At 70.1% G+C, this 14645-nt stretch carries 18 protein-coding genes and 1 pseudogene; 16 read left to right on the plus strand and 3 right to left on the minus strand.

All coding sequences use genetic code 11. The annotated features are described in order from the left end of the window. Positions 1–3: 3 nt before the first annotated feature. The 3 genes from Q1K26_RS23425 to Q1K26_RS28895 form a co-directional block, all read right to left on the minus strand. Complete coding sequence (locus Q1K26_RS23425) at positions 4–579, minus strand: DUF3558 family protein (RefSeq protein ID WP_300017079.1); 576 nt, start codon at positions 577–579, stop codon at positions 4–6. After that, positions 576–923: a hypothetical protein gene (locus Q1K26_RS23430; RefSeq protein WP_300017082.1), complete on the minus strand. Its 348-nt coding sequence runs from the start codon at positions 921–923 to the stop codon at positions 576–578. Before Q1K26_RS23430 ends, Q1K26_RS23425 begins: the two co-directional genes overlap by 4 nt. A 289-nt stretch (positions 924–1212) precedes the next feature. Continuing rightward, positions 1213–3540, minus strand: a complete 2328-nt coding sequence (locus Q1K26_RS28895) for an alpha/beta hydrolase fold domain-containing protein (protein ID WP_363320526.1) — start codon at positions 3538–3540, stop codon at positions 1213–1215. 501 nt (positions 3541–4041) lie between these two features. On the opposite strand from Q1K26_RS28895, the gene rpsL reads away from it, so the two are divergent. The 16 genes and pseudogenes from rpsL to rplN all read left to right on the plus strand — a co-directional run bounded on the left by rpsL (position 4042) and on the right by rplN (position 14645). Then, on the plus strand, positions 4042–4416 hold the full coding sequence (gene rpsL / locus Q1K26_RS23445) for a 30S ribosomal protein S12 (RefSeq protein ID WP_300017085.1): 375 nt from the start codon (positions 4042–4044) through the stop codon (positions 4414–4416). Then, entirely contained in the window at positions 4416–4886 is a 471-nt protein-coding gene (rpsG, locus tag Q1K26_RS23450) for a 30S ribosomal protein S7 (RefSeq protein ID WP_300017088.1), read from the plus strand. Before rpsL ends, rpsG begins: the two co-directional genes overlap by 1 nt. 51 nt (positions 4887–4937) lie before the next feature. Further along, positions 4938–7037, plus strand: coding sequence for an elongation factor G (gene fusA / locus Q1K26_RS23455; protein ID WP_300017091.1), 2100 nt, complete (start codon positions 4938–4940; stop codon positions 7035–7037). 105 nt (positions 7038–7142) lie between these two features. Then, the gene (tuf, locus tag Q1K26_RS23460) at positions 7143–8336 is read left to right on the plus strand and encodes an elongation factor Tu (RefSeq protein ID WP_300017094.1); all 1194 of its coding nucleotides are present in this window, start codon (positions 7143–7145) and stop codon (positions 8334–8336) included. Positions 8337–8660: 324 nt separating this feature from the next. Next, positions 8661–8966, plus strand: a complete 306-nt coding sequence (rpsJ, locus tag Q1K26_RS23465) for a 30S ribosomal protein S10 (RefSeq protein WP_040804197.1) — start codon at positions 8661–8663, stop codon at positions 8964–8966. A 15-nt stretch (positions 8967–8981) separates the two neighbouring features. Then, a complete protein-coding gene (rplC, locus tag Q1K26_RS23470) occupies positions 8982–9638 on the plus strand; it encodes a 50S ribosomal protein L3 (protein WP_300017097.1) in 657 nt (218 codons plus the stop codon). Next, positions 9635–10264, plus strand: a pseudogene (rplD, locus tag Q1K26_RS23475) (50S ribosomal protein L4); the annotation flags it as partial. The gene rplC and the pseudogene rplD, both read left to right, overlap by 4 nt. A 314-nt stretch (positions 10265–10578) precedes the next feature. Further along, the gene (rplW, locus tag Q1K26_RS23480) at positions 10579–10881 is read left to right on the plus strand and encodes a 50S ribosomal protein L23 (protein ID WP_300017100.1); all 303 of its coding nucleotides are present in this window, start codon (positions 10579–10581) and stop codon (positions 10879–10881) included. Between the two features lie 4 nt (positions 10882–10885). After that, a complete protein-coding gene (rplB, locus tag Q1K26_RS23485) occupies positions 10886–11719 on the plus strand; it encodes a 50S ribosomal protein L2 (RefSeq protein WP_300017103.1) in 834 nt (277 codons plus the stop codon). A 16-nt stretch (positions 11720–11735) separates the two neighbouring features. Continuing rightward, positions 11736–12017: a 30S ribosomal protein S19 gene (gene rpsS / locus Q1K26_RS23490; RefSeq protein ID WP_300017106.1), complete on the plus strand. Its 282-nt coding sequence runs from the start codon at positions 11736–11738 to the stop codon at positions 12015–12017. Positions 12018–12042: 25 nt separating this feature from the next. Beyond that, a complete protein-coding gene (rplV, locus tag Q1K26_RS23495) occupies positions 12043–12480 on the plus strand; it encodes a 50S ribosomal protein L22 (protein ID WP_300017109.1) in 438 nt (145 codons plus the stop codon). Beyond that, on the plus strand, positions 12480–13331 hold the full coding sequence (gene rpsC / locus Q1K26_RS23500; protein ID WP_300017112.1) for a 30S ribosomal protein S3: 852 nt from the start codon (positions 12480–12482) through the stop codon (positions 13329–13331). Before rplV ends, rpsC begins: the two co-directional genes overlap by 1 nt. A gap of 3 nt (positions 13332–13334) precedes the next feature. After that, positions 13335–13754 carry a 50S ribosomal protein L16 gene (gene rplP / locus Q1K26_RS23505; RefSeq protein WP_300017115.1) on the plus strand — a complete coding sequence of 140 codons (420 nt, stop codon included), beginning with the start codon at positions 13335–13337 and terminating at the stop codon, positions 13752–13754. Then, complete coding sequence (gene rpmC, locus Q1K26_RS23510) at positions 13754–13996, plus strand: 50S ribosomal protein L29 (RefSeq protein WP_300017118.1); 243 nt, start codon at positions 13754–13756, stop codon at positions 13994–13996. Before rplP ends, rpmC begins: the two co-directional genes overlap by 1 nt. Further along, positions 13993–14280, plus strand: a complete 288-nt coding sequence (rpsQ, locus tag Q1K26_RS23515; protein WP_300017121.1) for a 30S ribosomal protein S17 — start codon at positions 13993–13995, stop codon at positions 14278–14280. Before rpmC ends, rpsQ begins: the two co-directional genes overlap by 4 nt. Then, positions 14277–14645 (plus strand): 50S ribosomal protein L14, encoded by a 369-nt coding sequence (gene rplN / locus Q1K26_RS23520; protein WP_300017124.1) that lies wholly within the window; start codon positions 14277–14279, stop codon positions 14643–14645. Before rpsQ ends, rplN begins: the two co-directional genes overlap by 4 nt.

A 14645-nucleotide genomic window follows, 5' to 3' on the forward strand; every position in this document is an offset into this window, starting at 1 on the left:
CGTTCAGCTCCCGTCCCGGGCGATGAGGGTCTGCATGGCCAGCTCCATGGCCCGGCGCGCCTTCGTGCACGATTCCTCGAGCGTGACCTGCAGCTCCGTGCCGTCGTAGCTGTAGATGAGCTCCAGGTTCTCGTCCGGTGCGACGTCCACCAGGACGGTGCAGGCCTCGCCGTCCGAGGAGTAGAGCGTCTCGGCCTCCACGGCGGGGAACCCGGCGATCGTGATCTCGCGCGCGTTGCGGTCGGGGAAGGTGAGCAGCCCGGCCGGGCTGCCCTGCGAGGGCCCGATCAGGTAGTTCTCGATCGGCTCGTCGATGCTCTGCGACCAGAAGCAGCTCTGCAGCACGCGGCCGTCGGGTGGGCTGAACTGGGCCCTGCCGACCTGCAGCTCGATCAGCTGTGGCCTGGTGAGCAGCGCGCAGGGGTCGATGTCGGCCACCGGGATGTCGTAGGGCCGCGCGGCCAGCTGCGGGCCCGCCGGTGCGGGCGGGGCGGCCGGTTCGGCGGCCGGGGCGGTGCACCCGGCCGACCCGAGCAGGGTCGGCGCGAGCAGCGCCACCGCGAGCAGCGCCCGCCTCATCCGACGGTCCGGAACGAGTCGGCGATCTCGGTCTCGGTGTAGCCGTAGCGGCGGGCGGAGTCGTCGAGCGTGCGTGCGGAGGCGCGCAGCGCCTCGATGTAGCGGGCGCAGTGCTGCAGCCAGCCGTCGATGCGGGAGTTGAACGCCGCCGCGGCCTCGGGCGAGACCGGGTCCCCGCCGCACAGCCCCACCCGGCACTCCCGCTGGGCGACCCGGAGGTCTTCGGCGAGCCGGTCGGCCTCGGCGAGGATCCCGGCGCGCAGCTGCAGGACGTTGTCCCGGTCGACGCGCAGCACGCCGACCGCGGCGTCGAGCTCGGACCGGAAATCGGTGGGTGAGGACACGGGAGGCAGGGTAGATCGGACCGGCCGTGCCGCGTGGGCGTTCGGGAGAACTCGCGGGATCGACCAGGCGCTCCGTCGCGCGCCACGGGTGGTCGGTCTCCCTCGGTCGCCCACCCGGGGCAGACTGTCTCGGGGCCCAGGGGCGAGGTCGGCCACCTCGGGCCGGCCGGCGTGCTGGGATCCGCACGGGGCCAGGGACTGCCCACGAGCGGAACACCATGGCTGTTCTACCGGCGGCCCACGACAGCACCGGCGTTCCGCTCGTGCGATTCACGGAGGTCTCGCTGCGTCAGGTCACCTCGTACTCGGCGGGGTCGAACGTCGAGGTGCGCCTGCGGTACTCGCGCATCAGACCGGGCCAGTTGTTGACGATCCGGCCGTTCTCGGTGCGGTACCAGCTCCGGCAGCCGGTCCACACCGTCCCGTCCAGGCGCTGCTGGATCTCGGTGTCGAACGCGTCCTCGACCTCGGGGCGTACCGTGAGCGTGCGGGTCCCGGCGGCGAGGGTCTCGATGGCCTGCCGCACGTAGGCGATCTGGCTCTCCAGCATGGTCACGATCGAGCCGGAGCCGACGTTGGTGTTGGGACCGTAGAGCAGGAACAGGTTCGGAAAGCCGGGCACGGTGATGCCCAGGTGGGCGCGGGCGCCGTCCCGCCAGCTCTCGGAGAGCTCCACGCCGCCGGGACCGAAGACCTTCATCGGGGTGAGGAAGTCGCTGGTGGCGAAACCGGTGCCGAGGATGATCACGTCGGCCGGGTGCTCGGTGCCGTCGGCGGTCCGGACCCCCGTCGGGGTCACCGCCTCGATCGCGTCCGTGACGACGTCGACGTGCGGGCGGGCCAGCGCCGGGAACCAGTCCGAGGAGATGCCCACGCGCTTGCAGCCGACGGGGTAGTCGGGCTGCAGCCGGGCGCGCAGGACGGGGTCGGCGACCTGCCGGCGCAGCATGGTGTCGTGGGCCCACCGGAACGGTGCGGCCATGGCCGGGAAGCGGGTGAAGCCCAGCGCGCCGGTCTCGAAGAAGGCCGTCCAGAACCCGCGGGCCGGCAACCGCGAGGCCGGCACGACCCGCAGCAGGGCCCGGGTGAGGGTGCCGTAGCGGCGGTCCGGCTTGGGGATCAGGTAGGGGGCCGACCGCTGGAACACCGTCATCGCCGAGACGCGGTCGACGATCGCCGGCACGAACTGGATGGCGCTGGCGCCGGTGCCGATCACCGCCACGCGCTTGCCGGCGAGGTCCACGTCGTGGCGCCACCGTGCGGAGTGGAACACCGGACCGGGGAACGAGTCGAGGCCCGGGATGCGCGGCGTCGCCGGGACCGAGAGCTGGCCGCACGCCGGCACCAGCACGTCGGTCTCCAGCGACCCGCCGTCGGCCAGGTCGAGACGCCAGACCGCACGGGAGTCGTCCCAGCGGGCCTCGGTCACCTCGGTGTTCAGCCGCGGCGCGAGGTCGTGCTCGTCGGCGACGCGCTGCAGGTAGCGCAGGATGTCGGGCTGCGGGGCGAACCGGCGGCTCCACTCCCGTCCCGGCGCGAACGAGAACGAGTACAGGTGCGACGGCACGTCGCAGGCGGCACCGGGGTAGGTGTTGTCGCGCCACACCCCGCCGACCCCCGACGCCTTGTCGAGGATCGTCACGTCGGCGACGCCGGAGCCGCGCATCACCGCACCCAGCCCGATGCCGCCGAAGCCGGCGCCGACCACGGCCACCCGCGGCCTGCGCGCGGCGCAGTCGCGCCGCACCCCCCGCCCGAGCTCGCGGACCGCGTCGTCGGCCTCGGCGAGCATGCCGGCGAACACCGGGAAGGCGTGCCACATGCCCGGGGTCCGCAGGTAGCCGACGTCCACGCCCGCCGCCCGGGCCCGCTCGACGAGGGTGTCCGCGTCGCCGACGAGCACCTCGTCGGCCCCGGCCACGACGTGCAGCGGGGGGAACCCGGCGAGGTCGGCGTCGAGGGAGCGCAGCTCGGGCGCGTCGGAGCCGGCACGGTACTGCTGCGCGGCCGTGCCCAGCCAGCCCGGGTCGAGCATCGCGTCGCTCGCGGCGTTGGCGGCGAGCCACGGGGAGGTCAGGTCGAGATCGAGCCACGGGGAGATGAGCCCGACCGAGCCGGGCAGGTCCGCCCCCGCCGCGCGCAGCCGCAGGACCAGCGCCATCGCGAGGCCGCCGCCCGCGGAATCACCGAGCACGGCGATGCGTTGTGCGGCATGCCCGGATGCGCGCAGGGCGTGGAAGGCTGCGAGCGCGTCGTCCAGGGCTGCGGGGAAGGGGTGCTCGGGGGCCAGCCGGTAGACGGGCACGTGCACGGGAGCTGCGGCGGCGCGGCTCAGGTGTGCGGTGAGCGCGCGGTGCGACGCGGGGGAGCCGGTCTGGTATCCGCCACCGTGCAGGTAGAGCACCTGGTGCGGGCCGTCGGCGCCTCGGGCGGTCACGCGCTCGGTCGGCACCCCGCCCAGCGTCGTCGCGGTGCGGCGGGTGCCGGCGGGCCCGGGCACGACGTACCCGGTCACGTCGAGCAGCCGCCTGCGCAGGGCGAGCGGGAGACCGGGGGAGAGCAGTGGGGCGACGACGCCGCGGGTCGTCAGGCGGACGGCGGCACGGGGCAGGCGCATACCGGACGGTAACCGGCGGCGCGGGGCGAGGGGAACGGCTCGCCGGGGCCACCGGATGCACGATCGGGCCATGTCATCGGGCCATGCCGTCGCACCGATCGCGTCGGCGAAGACGGTGCGACGAGCGGAGGGCATCGCGCGGCGAGCGGGCGAGTCCTCTTGCGGCGCGCGGTCGGGTGCGGCACCCTGGCCGGACCGGCAGACGCAGACCAGGACCCGTTTTGACCCCCTCTTCGCGGGGCGGGTACTCTTGGTGCTTGCGCTCGACCTCGGTCGGGCCGATCTGCGCGCCCGTGGCCGTCGATCTCGTGCTCCGGCCGTGATCGCGTCCTCTTGCGCAGGCCCCTGGTCACCACGGTGAGGTTCCCCGATCTCATTGGCACGATGACCCAGGGGTGCGACACGCCCGACCTCGGGGGAGGGCGGCCGGTGCTACCGGCCTCCCCGGCACCACACCCAGTTAGAGCACCAGCACCACCGACGGGAAGAAGCAGACGGTTCATGCCCACGATCCAGCAGCTGGTCCGTAAGGGCCGTCAGGACAAGGCCACCAAGACGAAGACGGCCGCCCTCAAGGGCAGCCCGCAGCGTCGTGGGGTGTGCACCCGCGTGTACACGACCACGCCCAAGAAGCCGAACTCGGCGCTGCGCAAGGTCGCCCGCGTCAAGCTGACCAGCAACATGGAGATCACGGCCTACATCCCGGGTGAGGGTCACAACCTCCAGGAGCACTCGATCGTGCTGGTCCGCGGCGGCCGAGTGAAGGACCTCCCCGGCGTCCGCTACAAGATCGTCCGTGGCTCGCTGGACACCCAGGGCGTCAAGAACCGCAAGCAGGCGCGCAGCCGCTACGGCGCGAAGAAGGAGAAGAGCTGATGCCTCGCAAGGGCCCCGCGCCGAAGCGGCCGCTGGTCAACGACCCGGTCTACGGTGCCCCGCTGGTCACCCAGCTGGTCAACAAGGTGCTGCAGGACGGCAAGCGCTCGCTCGCCGAGCGCATCGTCTACGCCGCACTCGAGGGCACGCGCGAGAAGACCGGCACCGACCCGGTGGTCACGCTCAAGCGGGCGCTGGACAACGTGAAGCCGGCCCTGGAGGTGCGCAGCCGCCGTGTCGGTGGCGCCACCTACCAGGTTCCCGTCGAGGTCCGTGCCGTCCGGCAGACCACGCTGGGGCTGCGCTGGCTGGTGTCCTACGCCGGGCAGCGTCGCGAGAAGACCATGGTCGAGCGCCTGATGAACGAGCTGCTCGACGCGAGCAACGGGCTGGGTGCCGCGGTGAAGCGGCGCGAGGACATGCACAAGATGGCGGAGTCCAACAAGGCCTTCGCCCACTATCGATGGTGATGACTACGGCGCGACAGTTCGCGCCGACCTCTTGAGGGAAGCGAGACAGCTGTGGCACGGGACGTGCTGACGGACCTGACCAAGGTCCGCAACATCGGCATCATGGCGCACATCGACGCCGGCAAGACCACCACCACCGAGCGGATCCTGTACTACACCGGGATCAACTACAAGATCGGTGAGGTGCACGACGGCGCCGCCACCATGGACTGGATGGAGGAGGAGCAGAAGCGCGGCATCACGATCACCTCCGCCGCCACCACCTGCTTCTGGAAAGACCACCAGATCAACATCATCGACACCCCCGGGCACGTCGACTTCACCGTCGAGGTGGAGCGCAACCTGCGGGTGCTCGACGGCGCCGTCGCGGTCTTCGACGGCAAGGAGGGGGTCGAGCCGCAGTCCGAGCAGGTCTGGCGGCAGGCCACCAAGTACGACGTCCCGCGCATCTGCTTCGTCAACAAGATGGACAAGCTCGGCGCGGACTTCTACTTCACCGTGCGCACGATCCAGGAGCGTCTCGGAGCCAAGCCGCTCCCGATCCAGCTGCCGATCGGCTCGGAGAACGACTTCATCGGCGTCATCGACCTGGTGCAGATGCGCGCGCTCACGTGGCGCGGCGAGGTGGCCAAGGGCGAGGACTACGCCGTCGAGGAGATCCCGGCCGACCTGGCCGAGACGGCAGCCGAGTACCGGCTGGCGCTCATCGAGGCCGTCGCCGAGACCGACGACGAGCTGATGGAGGCCTACCTCGGCGGCGAGGAGTTCACCGTCGACCAGATCAAGCACGGGATCCGCAAGATCGTCAACGATCGTGCGGCGTACCCGGTGCTGTGCGGCTCGGCGTTCAAGAACAAGGGCGTCCAGCCGATGCTCGACGCGGTCATCGACTACCTTCCCGCCCCGTTCGACCTCCCGCCGGTCGAGGGCACGCTGCAGGACGGCGAGACGCCGGCCTTCCGCAGGCCCACCACCGAGGAGCCGTTCTCGGCGCTCGCGTTCAAGATCGCCGCACACCCGTTCTTCGGCAAGCTGACCTACATCCGGGTCTACTCGGGTCGGGTCGCCGCGGGCTCCCAGGTCATCAACTCGACCAAGGACCGCAAGGAGCGCATCGGGAAGATCTTCCAGATGCACGCCAACAAGGAGAACCCGGTCGACGAGGCCATGTGCGGCCACATCTACGCCGTCATCGGGCTCAAGGACACCACCACGGGCGAGACGCTCTGCGACCCGCAGGCGCCGATCATCCTCGAGTCGATGACCTTCCCGGACCCGGTCATCCAGGTCGCGGTCGAGCCGAAGACCAAGGCGGACCAGGAGAAGCTGGGCGTCGCGATCCAGCGCCTCGCCGAGGAGGACCCGACCTTCCAGGTGAGCCAGGACGAGGAGTCCGGCCAGACGATCCTCGCCGGGATGGGCGAACTGCACCTCGAGGTGCTCGTCAACCGGATGAAGAGCGACTACAAGGTCGAGGCCAACATCGGCAAGCCCCAGGTCGCGTACCGCGAGACGATCCGCAAGACCGTCGAGAAGTACAGCTTCACGCACAAGAAGCAGACCGGTGGCTCCGGCCAGTTCGCCAAGGTGATCATCACCCTGGAGCCGCTCGACACCGCCGACGGCGCGCTGTACGAGTTCGACAACAAGGTCACCGGCGGCCGCGTCCCGCGGGAGTACATCCCGTCGGTCGACGCCGGGGCGCAGGACGCCATGCAGTACGGCATCCTCGCCGGCTACCCCCTCGTCGGCATCAAGCTGACGCTGGTGGACGGGGCCTACCACGAGGTCGACTCCTCCGAGATGGCCTTCAAGGTGGCCGGATCGATGGCGCTCAAGGAAGCTGCGCGGCAGGCGAGCCCGGCGATCCTGGAGCCGATGATGGCCGTCGAGGTCACCACGCCCGAGGACTACATGGGCGACGTGATCGGCGACCTGAACTCCCGCCGCGGCCAGATCCAGGCCATGGAGGAGCGGGCGGGTGCTCGCGTCGTCAAGGCGCTGGTCCCGCTGTCCGAGATGTTCGGCTACGTCGGCGACCTCCGGTCGCGGACCCAGGGCCGGGCGAACTACACCATGGTCTTCGACTCCTACGCGGAGGTCCCGACCAACGTGGCCAAGGAGATCATCGCCAAGGCCACGGGCGAGTAGCACGCATCACCGCCGCGGGCCCGCACGGGCCCGCGGCGTCGCACGATCCCACAGACCCCCCGTCAGCACGGCGGATGAAGAACCCCAGTCCAGGAGGAATCCCCAGTGGCGAAGGCGAAGTTCGAGCGGACCAAGCCGCACGTCAACATCGGCACCATCGGTCACATCGACCACGGTAAGACCACGCTGACGGCGGCAATCACCAAGGTCCTGCACGACAAGTTCCCGACGCTCAACGCGGCGTCGGCGTTCGACCAGATCGACAAGGCTCCCGAGGAGCGCCAGCGCGGCATCACGATCTCGATCGCGCATGTCGAGTACCAGACCGAGAAGCGCCACTACGCGCACGTCGACTGCCCCGGGCACGCCGACTACATCAAGAACATGATCACCGGTGCGGCGCAGATGGACGGCGCCATCCTGGTGGTCGCCGCCACCGACGGACCGATGCCCCAGACGCGCGAGCACGTGCTGCTCGCCCGCCAGGTCGGCGTGCCCTACATCGTCGTGGCGCTCAACAAGGCCGACATGGTCGACGACGAGGAGATCCTGGAGCTCGTCGAGCTCGAGGTCCGCGAGCTGCTGTCGTCGCAGGAGTACCCGGGCGACGACCTGCCGATCGTGCGCGTCTCGGCGCTCAAGGCGCTCGAGGGCGACGCCGAGTGGGCCGACAAGCTGCTCGAGCTGATGGACGCCGTCGACGAGTCGATCCCGGAGCCCGAGCGCGACGTCGACCGCCCGTTCCTCATGCCCGTCGAGGACGTCTTCACGATCTCCGGACGTGGCACGGTCGTCACCGGCCGCATCGAGCGCGGCGTCGTCAAGGTGAACGAGGAGGTGGAGGTGGTCGGCATCAAGGAGAAGTCCTTCAAGACCACCACCACGTCCATCGAGATGTTCAAGAAGTTCCTGGACGAGGGTCGCGCCGGCGACAACGCGGCGCTGCTGCTCCGCGGGGTCAAGCGCGAGCAGGTCGAGCGCGGCATGGTCATCACCAAGCCGGGCACCACCACCCCGCACACGGAGTTCGAGGGCCAAGTCTACATCCTGTCCAAGGACGAGGGCGGCCGGCACACGCCGTTCTTCAACAACTACCGTCCGCAGTTCTACTTCCGGACCACGGACGTCACCGGCGTGGTGACGCTGCCCAGCGGCACCGAGATGGTCATGCCCGGCGACAACACCCTCATGGACGTGAAGCTGATCCAGCCGATCGCCATGGAGGAGGGCCTGCAGTTCGCCATCCGCGAGGGTGGCCGCACCGTCGGCGCCGGCCAGGTCACCAAGATCACCAAGTAGTTCCGCACCACCCCGGTCAGGGATGCCGCACGCCCGTGTGGCATCCTTGACGGGTTGCGCATCGGGCGTGGCGCACGAGCGATCGTGTGCCCACCGGTGCGGACCCACCTCAGCACAGCGATCCCCCCGGGGGTCGCGGGTGTGACCGGGGCACCGGTATGCGGATCGGGAGCGACACGCCCGACCTCGTGGACCGGAGCCCGGACCAATCGATGCACGTAGCGCCCGCACCGCCAGGTGCGCCCAGGGCACTGCGTGAGACGAAGTACGGGTCAGACCCGGACACCCGCACACGCGGCAGGAAGAAGAGGACGACCGACGACCATGGCGGGACAGAAGATCCGCATCAGGCTGAAGGCCTACGACCACGAGGCCATCGACGCCTCCGCGCGCAAGATCGTGGAAACGGTCACGCGCACGGGTGCTCGGGTCGTCGGGCCGGTGCCGCTGCCGACGGAGAAGAACATCTACTGCGTCATCCGTTCGCCGCACAAGTACAAGGACTCGCGCGAGCACTTCGAGATGCGCACCCACAAGCGGCTGATCGACATCCTCGACCCGACGCCCAAGACCGTCGACGCGCTCATGCGCATCGACCTCCCAGCGTCCGTCGACGTGAACATTCAGTAGGGCTGAGTCGACATCATGAGCGAACGACAGATCACCGGGATCCTGGGCACCAAGCTCGGGATGACCCAGGTCTTCGACGAGAACAACCGGGTGGTCCCGGTCACCGTGGTCCAGGCGGGCCCGAACGTGGTGACGCAGATCCGGACCGCGGAGAAGGACGGCTACGTCGCCGTGCAGCTGGCCTACGGCGCCATCGACCCGCGCAAGGTGAACAAGCCGCGCACCGGCCACTTCGGCAAGGCGGGCACCACGCCGCGCCGCCACCTGGTCGAGCTGCGCACCACCGACGCGACCGAGTACGCGCTGGGCCAGGAGATCACCGCCGAGGCCTTCGAGGCCGGCGCCGTGGTCGACGTGGTCGGCACCAGCAAGGGCAAGGGCACCGCGGGCGTCATGAAGCGCCACGGCTTCCACGGCCTCGGCGCCAGCCACGGTGTGCAGCGCAAGCACCGCTCACCGGGTTCCATCGGCGGCTGCGCCACCCCCGGGCGGGTGTTCAAGGGCATCAAGATGGCCGGCCGGATGGGGGTCGCGCGGGTGACCACGCAGAACCTCACGGTCTACCGCGTCGACGCCGAGCGCGGCCTGCTGCTGATCAAGGGCGCGGTCCCCGGCCCCCGCGGTGGGCTGCTGCTGGTCAAGTCGGCCGTGAAGCGAGGTGAGAAGGCATGAGCAACGTCGACGTCCGCACGCCCGACGGCAAGACCGACGGGTCGGTGGAGCTTCCCGCCCACGTCTTCGACGTCACGGCCAACGTGCCGTTGATGCACCAGGTGGTGACCGGCCAGCTCGCGGCCGCCCGCCAGGGCACGCACGACACGAAGACCCGCGGCGAGGTCCGTGGTGGTGGCAAGAAGCCCTACCGCCAGAAGGGCACCGGCCGCGCCCGCCAGGGCTCCACCCGGTCGCCGCAGTTCGCCGGCGGTGGCATCTCGCACGGCCCGACGCCGCGCGACTACACCCAGAAGACCCCCAAGAAGATGAAGGCTGCCGCCCTGCGCGGCGCGCTCTCCGACCGCGCCCGCGCGGGCCGGGTGCACGTCGTCTCCTCGGTGGTCTCGGGTGAGGCCCCGTCCACCAAGGCGGCGCGGCGGATCCTCGAGTCCGTGGTCGGCGACGCCGGCGCGCGGGTGCTCGCGGTCATCGGCCGCGAGGACGTCTCGAGCCAGCTCAGCCTGCGCAACCTGCCGACGGTCCACCTGATCGCCCCGGACCAGCTCAACACCTACGACGTGCTCGTCAACGACGTCGTGCTGTTCACCTCCGAGGCGCTCGAGACGTTCCTGGCCGGCCCCATCGCGGTGCCGACGCGCAGGTCGGCCGCGGCCGAGCCGCAGGGCCTGCTCACGAAGGCGCCCGCGCCGAAGGTCGAGGACGAGCCCGCGGGCGAGGGCCCCCACGGCCCGCAGAGCCACGCTCCGCTCGCCGACGGCTCGCAGCCCGAGGGGTTCCCCGTCAAGGGCAACGCCGACTCGATGCTCTACCACGTGCCGGGCAGCTCCTTCTACGCCCGCACCGTGGCCGAGGTCTGGTTCGCCACCGCCGAGGCGGCCGAAGAGGCCGGCTTCCAGCTGCCGCCGTCGCAGCGTGATGCAGCGAAGGAGGAGGACAAGTGATTCCCGATCCGCGCGACATCCTGCTCGCGCCGGTGGTGTCCGAGAAGAGCTACGGCCTGCTCGAGGAGCGCCAGTACACCTTCCTCGTGCGACCGGACGCGAACAAGACCGAGATCAAGATCGCCGTCGAGAAGGTGTTCGGCGTCAAGGTGCTCTCCGTGAACACCCTGAACCGCAGCGGGAAGCGCAAGCGCTCCCGCACCGGCTACGGCAAGCGCCGGGACACCAAGCGCGCGATCGTGACGCTCTCCGAGGAGAGCCGCACCATCGACGTGTTCGGTGGAAGGGCAGGGGCGTAGAGCCATGGGTATCCGCAAGTACAAGCCGACGACACCCGGTCGCCGCGGCTCCAGCGTCTCGGACTTCGCCGAGATCACGCGCTCCACCCCGGAGAAGTCGCTGATCCGCCCGCTGCACTCCAAGGGCGGTCGCAACGTGCACGGGCGCGTCACCACCCGGCACCAGGGCGGTGGTCACAAGCGTGCGTACCGGCTGATCGACTTCCGGCGCAACGACAAGGACGGGGTGCCGGCCACGGTCGCGCACATCGAGTACGACCCGAACCGCACCTCGCGGATCGCGCTGCTGCACTACCTCGACGGCGAGAAGCGCTACATCATCGCGCCGGAGAAGCTCAAGCAGGGCGACAAGGTCGAGGCCGGCCCGCGGGCCGACATCAAGGTCGGCAACAACCTCCCGCTGCGCAACATCCCGACCGGCACCGTGATCCACGCGATCGAGCTGCGGCCCGGTGGCGGCGCGAAGATGGCCCGCTCGGCCGGGGCGAAGGTGCAGCTGGTCGCCAAGGACGGTCCCTACGCGCAGCTGCGGCTGCCCTCGGGCGAGATCCGCAACGTCGACGTCCGCTGCCGCGCCACGATCGGCGAGGTCGGCAACGCCGAGCACTCCAACATCAACTGGGGCAAGGCGGGCCGCATGCGGTGGAAGGGCAAGCGCCCGACCGTCCGCGGTGTCGCCATGAACCCGGTCGACCACCCGCACGGTGGTGGTGAGGGCAAGACCTCCGGTGGTCGCCACCCGGTCAACCCCGCGGGCAAGCCCGAGGGCCGCACCCGCCGCACCAAGCCGTCCGACAAGTTGATCGTCCGCCGCCGGCGTACCGGCAAGAAGCGCTGAGCAGGGAGGTTAGAAGATGCCGCGCAGCCTGAAGAAGGGCCCGTTCGTGGACGACCACCTGCTCAAGAAGGTGGACGCTCTCAACGCGGCCGACAAGAAGACCGTGATCAAGACATGGTCCCGCCGGTCCACGATCATCCCCGACATGATCGGCCACACGATCGCGGTGCACGACGGCCGCAAGCACGTGCCGGTCTTCGTGTCGGACTCGATGGTCGGCCACAAGCTGGGGGAGTTCGCGCCCACGCGCACCTTCCGGGGCCACATCAAGGACGACCGCAAGTCGCGCAGGCGCTGAGCGGACCGGGAGAGGAGGAGAGATCATGGCTGAAGTTGCCGAGAGCTCTGCCGACGCGCCCGTCCGGGCGCGCGCGGTGGCGCGGTTCGTTCACATGTCACCGACCAAGGTGCGGCGCGTCGTCGCGCTGATCAAGGGTCGGCCGGTACAGGAGGCGCTCGACATCCTGCGGTTCTCGCCGCAGGCCGCCTGCGAACCCCTGTACAAGGTCGTCGCGAGTGCGGCGGCCAATGCCGAGAACAACCTCGACCTGGACCGCGACACCCTCGTGGTGGCGCTGGCCACGGCCGACGAGGGCCCGACGCTCAAGCGCATCCGGCCGCGGGCCCAGGGCCGCGCCTACCGGATCCGCAAGCGCACGAGCCACATCACCGTCGAGGTCGAGTCGCAGCCCGCCAGGGGCGGGCGCGGAGCAGCGCGAGTGCGTGGGCGCGACGCGAGCGCGAAGGGGAGGACCCGCTAATGGGTCAGAAGATCAACCCGCACGGTTTCCGGCTCGGTATCACCACCGACTGGAAGTCGCGCTGGTACGCCGACAAGCAGTACTCCGAGTACGTGAAGGAGGACGTCGAGATCCGCCGCATGCTGTCCAAGGGCATGGAGCGGGCCGGCATCTCCAAGGTCGAGATCGAGCGCACCCGGGACCGGGTCCGCGTCGACATCTTCACCGCGCGTCCGGGCATCGTCATCGGTCGCCGTGGCGCCGAGGCCGACCGCATCCGGGGCAACCTCGAGAAGCTGACCAAGAAGCAGGTCCAGCTCAACATCCTCGAGGTCAAGAACTCCGAGTCCGACGCGCAGCTCGTCGCGCAGGGCGTGGCCGAGCAGCTGTCCAACCGCGTGGCGTTCCGCCGCGCGATGCGCAAGGCCATCCAGTCGGCCATGCGCTCCCCGCAGGTCAAGGGGATCCGGGTGCAGTGCTCGGGTCGCCTCGGCGGCGCGGAGATGTCGCGCTCGGAGTTCTACCGCGAGGGTCGCGTCCCGCTGCACACGTTGCGTGCCGACATCGACTACGGCCTGTTCGAGGCCCGCACCACCTTCGGGCGCATCGGCGTGAAGGTGTGGATCTACAAGGGTGACGTCGTCGGTGGCCGTCGCGAGGGTGCCCCGGCTGCCGCCGCGGCTCCCGGTGGCGACCGCGGTCCGCGTCGCGAGCGTCCGGCCCGCCGTCGTTCGGGTGCCTCGGGCACCACGGGCTCGGGTACCGAGGCCGGTCGCGCCGCGGAGCAGCAGTCGGCCGGCGGTGGCACGGCCACCGCGACGGTCGACGCGCCGGCGCCGTCCACGGACAACGCGACCGGTGGGGAGGCGTAGACCATGCTGATCCCCCGCCGGGTCAAGCACCGCAAGCAGCACCGTCCGCACCGCACCGGTGCGGCCTCGGGCGGCACTCGCGTCACCTTCGGTGACTACGGGATCCAGGCCATGGAGCCCGCCTACGTCACCAACCGGCAGATCGAGTCCGCACGTATCGCCATCAACCGGCACATCAAGCGTGGCGGCAAGGTCTGGATCAACATCTTCCCGGACCGCCCGCTCACCAAGAAGCCCGCCGAGACCCGCATGGGTTCGGGCAAGGGCTCGCCGGAGAAGTGGGTGTCGAACGTCAAGCCGGGCCGGGTGCTGTTCGAGATGAGCTACCCCAACGAGCAGACGGCTCGCGAGGCACTGCGCCGCGCGATCCACAAGCTGCCCATGAAGTGCCGGATCGTGACCCGTGAGGGTGGTGACATCTGATGGCCGCGTCGACGACGACCGCCGCCGAGCTGCGTGAGCTCACCGACGAGGAGCTCACCCTGCGCGTGCGCGAGGCCAAGGAGGAGCTGTTCAACCTCCGCTTCCAGATGGCCACCGGGCAGCTGGACAACAACAGGCGGCTGCGTACCGTCCGGCACGACATCGCGCGGATCTACACGATCATGCGTGAGCGCGAGCTGGGCCTCTCTGCCGCCCCCGACGACAGTGAGGGTGCGGCATGAGTGATGCAGCGAAGACGCCGCCCACCGAGGTGGCGCGCAACGAGCGCAAGATCCGCGAGGGTCTTGTCGTCTCGGACAAGATGGACAAGACGATCGTGGTCTCGCTCGAGGACCGCGTGAAGCACCGCATGTACGGCAAGGTCATCCGCCGGACGAGCAAGGTCAAGGCGCACGACGAGGCCAACACGGCCGGCGTCGGCGACCGCGTCCGGCTGATGGAGACCCGCCCGCTGTCGGCCACCAAGCGCTGGCGCCTGGTGGAGATCCTGGAGAAGGCGAAGTGATCCAGCAGGAGTCGCGACTGCGCGTCGCCGACAACACCGGTGCCAAGGAGATCCTGTGCATCCGGGTGCTGGGCGGATCGGCCCGGCGCTACGCGGGCATCGGCGACACCATCGTCGCCACCGTCAAGGACGCCATGCCCGGAGCCGGTGTGAAGCGTGGTGACGTCGTGAAGGCCGTCATCGTGCGCACCGTGAAGGAGCGGCGCCGCCCGGATGGTTCCTACATCCGTTTCGACGAGAACGCCGCCGTGCTGATCAAGCCCGACGGTGAGCCGCGGGGGACCCGCATCTTCGGACCGGTCGGTCGCGAACTCCGCGACAAGCGGTTCATGAAGATCATCTCCCTCGCGCCGGAGGTGCTGTAG

The sequence above is a fragment of the Pseudonocardia sp. genome (assembly GCF_029263155.1).
GTDB lineage: Bacteria > Actinomycetota > Actinomycetes > Mycobacteriales > Pseudonocardiaceae > Pseudonocardia.

Bases quoted from the DNA above. Each gene is read 5' to 3' on its own strand.
- Q1K26_RS23425 (WP_300017079.1), bottom strand. From the start codon at position 579: ATGAGGCGGGCGCTGCTCGCGGTGGCGCTGCTCGCGCCGACCCTGCTC.
- Q1K26_RS28895 (WP_363320526.1), bottom strand. From the start codon at position 3,540: ATGCGCCTGCCCCGTGCCGCCGTCCGCCTGACGACCCGCGGCGTCGTC.
- rpsL (WP_300017085.1), top strand. From the start codon at position 4,042: ATGCCCACGATCCAGCAGCTGGTCCGTAAGGGCCGTCAGGACAAGGCC.
- rpsG (WP_300017088.1), top strand. From the start codon at position 4,416: ATGCCTCGCAAGGGCCCCGCGCCGAAGCGGCCGCTGGTCAACGACCCG.
- rpsJ (WP_040804197.1), top strand. From the start codon at position 8,661: ATGGCGGGACAGAAGATCCGCATCAGGCTGAAGGCCTACGACCACGAG.
- rplC (WP_300017097.1), top strand. From the start codon at position 8,982: ATGAGCGAACGACAGATCACCGGGATCCTGGGCACCAAGCTCGGGATG.
- rplB (WP_300017103.1), top strand. From the start codon at position 10,886: ATGGGTATCCGCAAGTACAAGCCGACGACACCCGGTCGCCGCGGCTCC.
- rpsS (WP_300017106.1), top strand. From the start codon at position 11,736: ATGCCGCGCAGCCTGAAGAAGGGCCCGTTCGTGGACGACCACCTGCTC.
- rplV (WP_300017109.1), top strand. From the start codon at position 12,043: ATGGCTGAAGTTGCCGAGAGCTCTGCCGACGCGCCCGTCCGGGCGCGC.
- rpsC (WP_300017112.1), top strand. From the start codon at position 12,480: ATGGGTCAGAAGATCAACCCGCACGGTTTCCGGCTCGGTATCACCACC.
- rplP (WP_300017115.1), top strand. From the start codon at position 13,335: ATGCTGATCCCCCGCCGGGTCAAGCACCGCAAGCAGCACCGTCCGCAC.
- rpmC (WP_300017118.1), top strand. From the start codon at position 13,754: ATGGCCGCGTCGACGACGACCGCCGCCGAGCTGCGTGAGCTCACCGAC.
- rpsQ (WP_300017121.1), top strand. From the start codon at position 13,993: ATGAGTGATGCAGCGAAGACGCCGCCCACCGAGGTGGCGCGCAACGAG.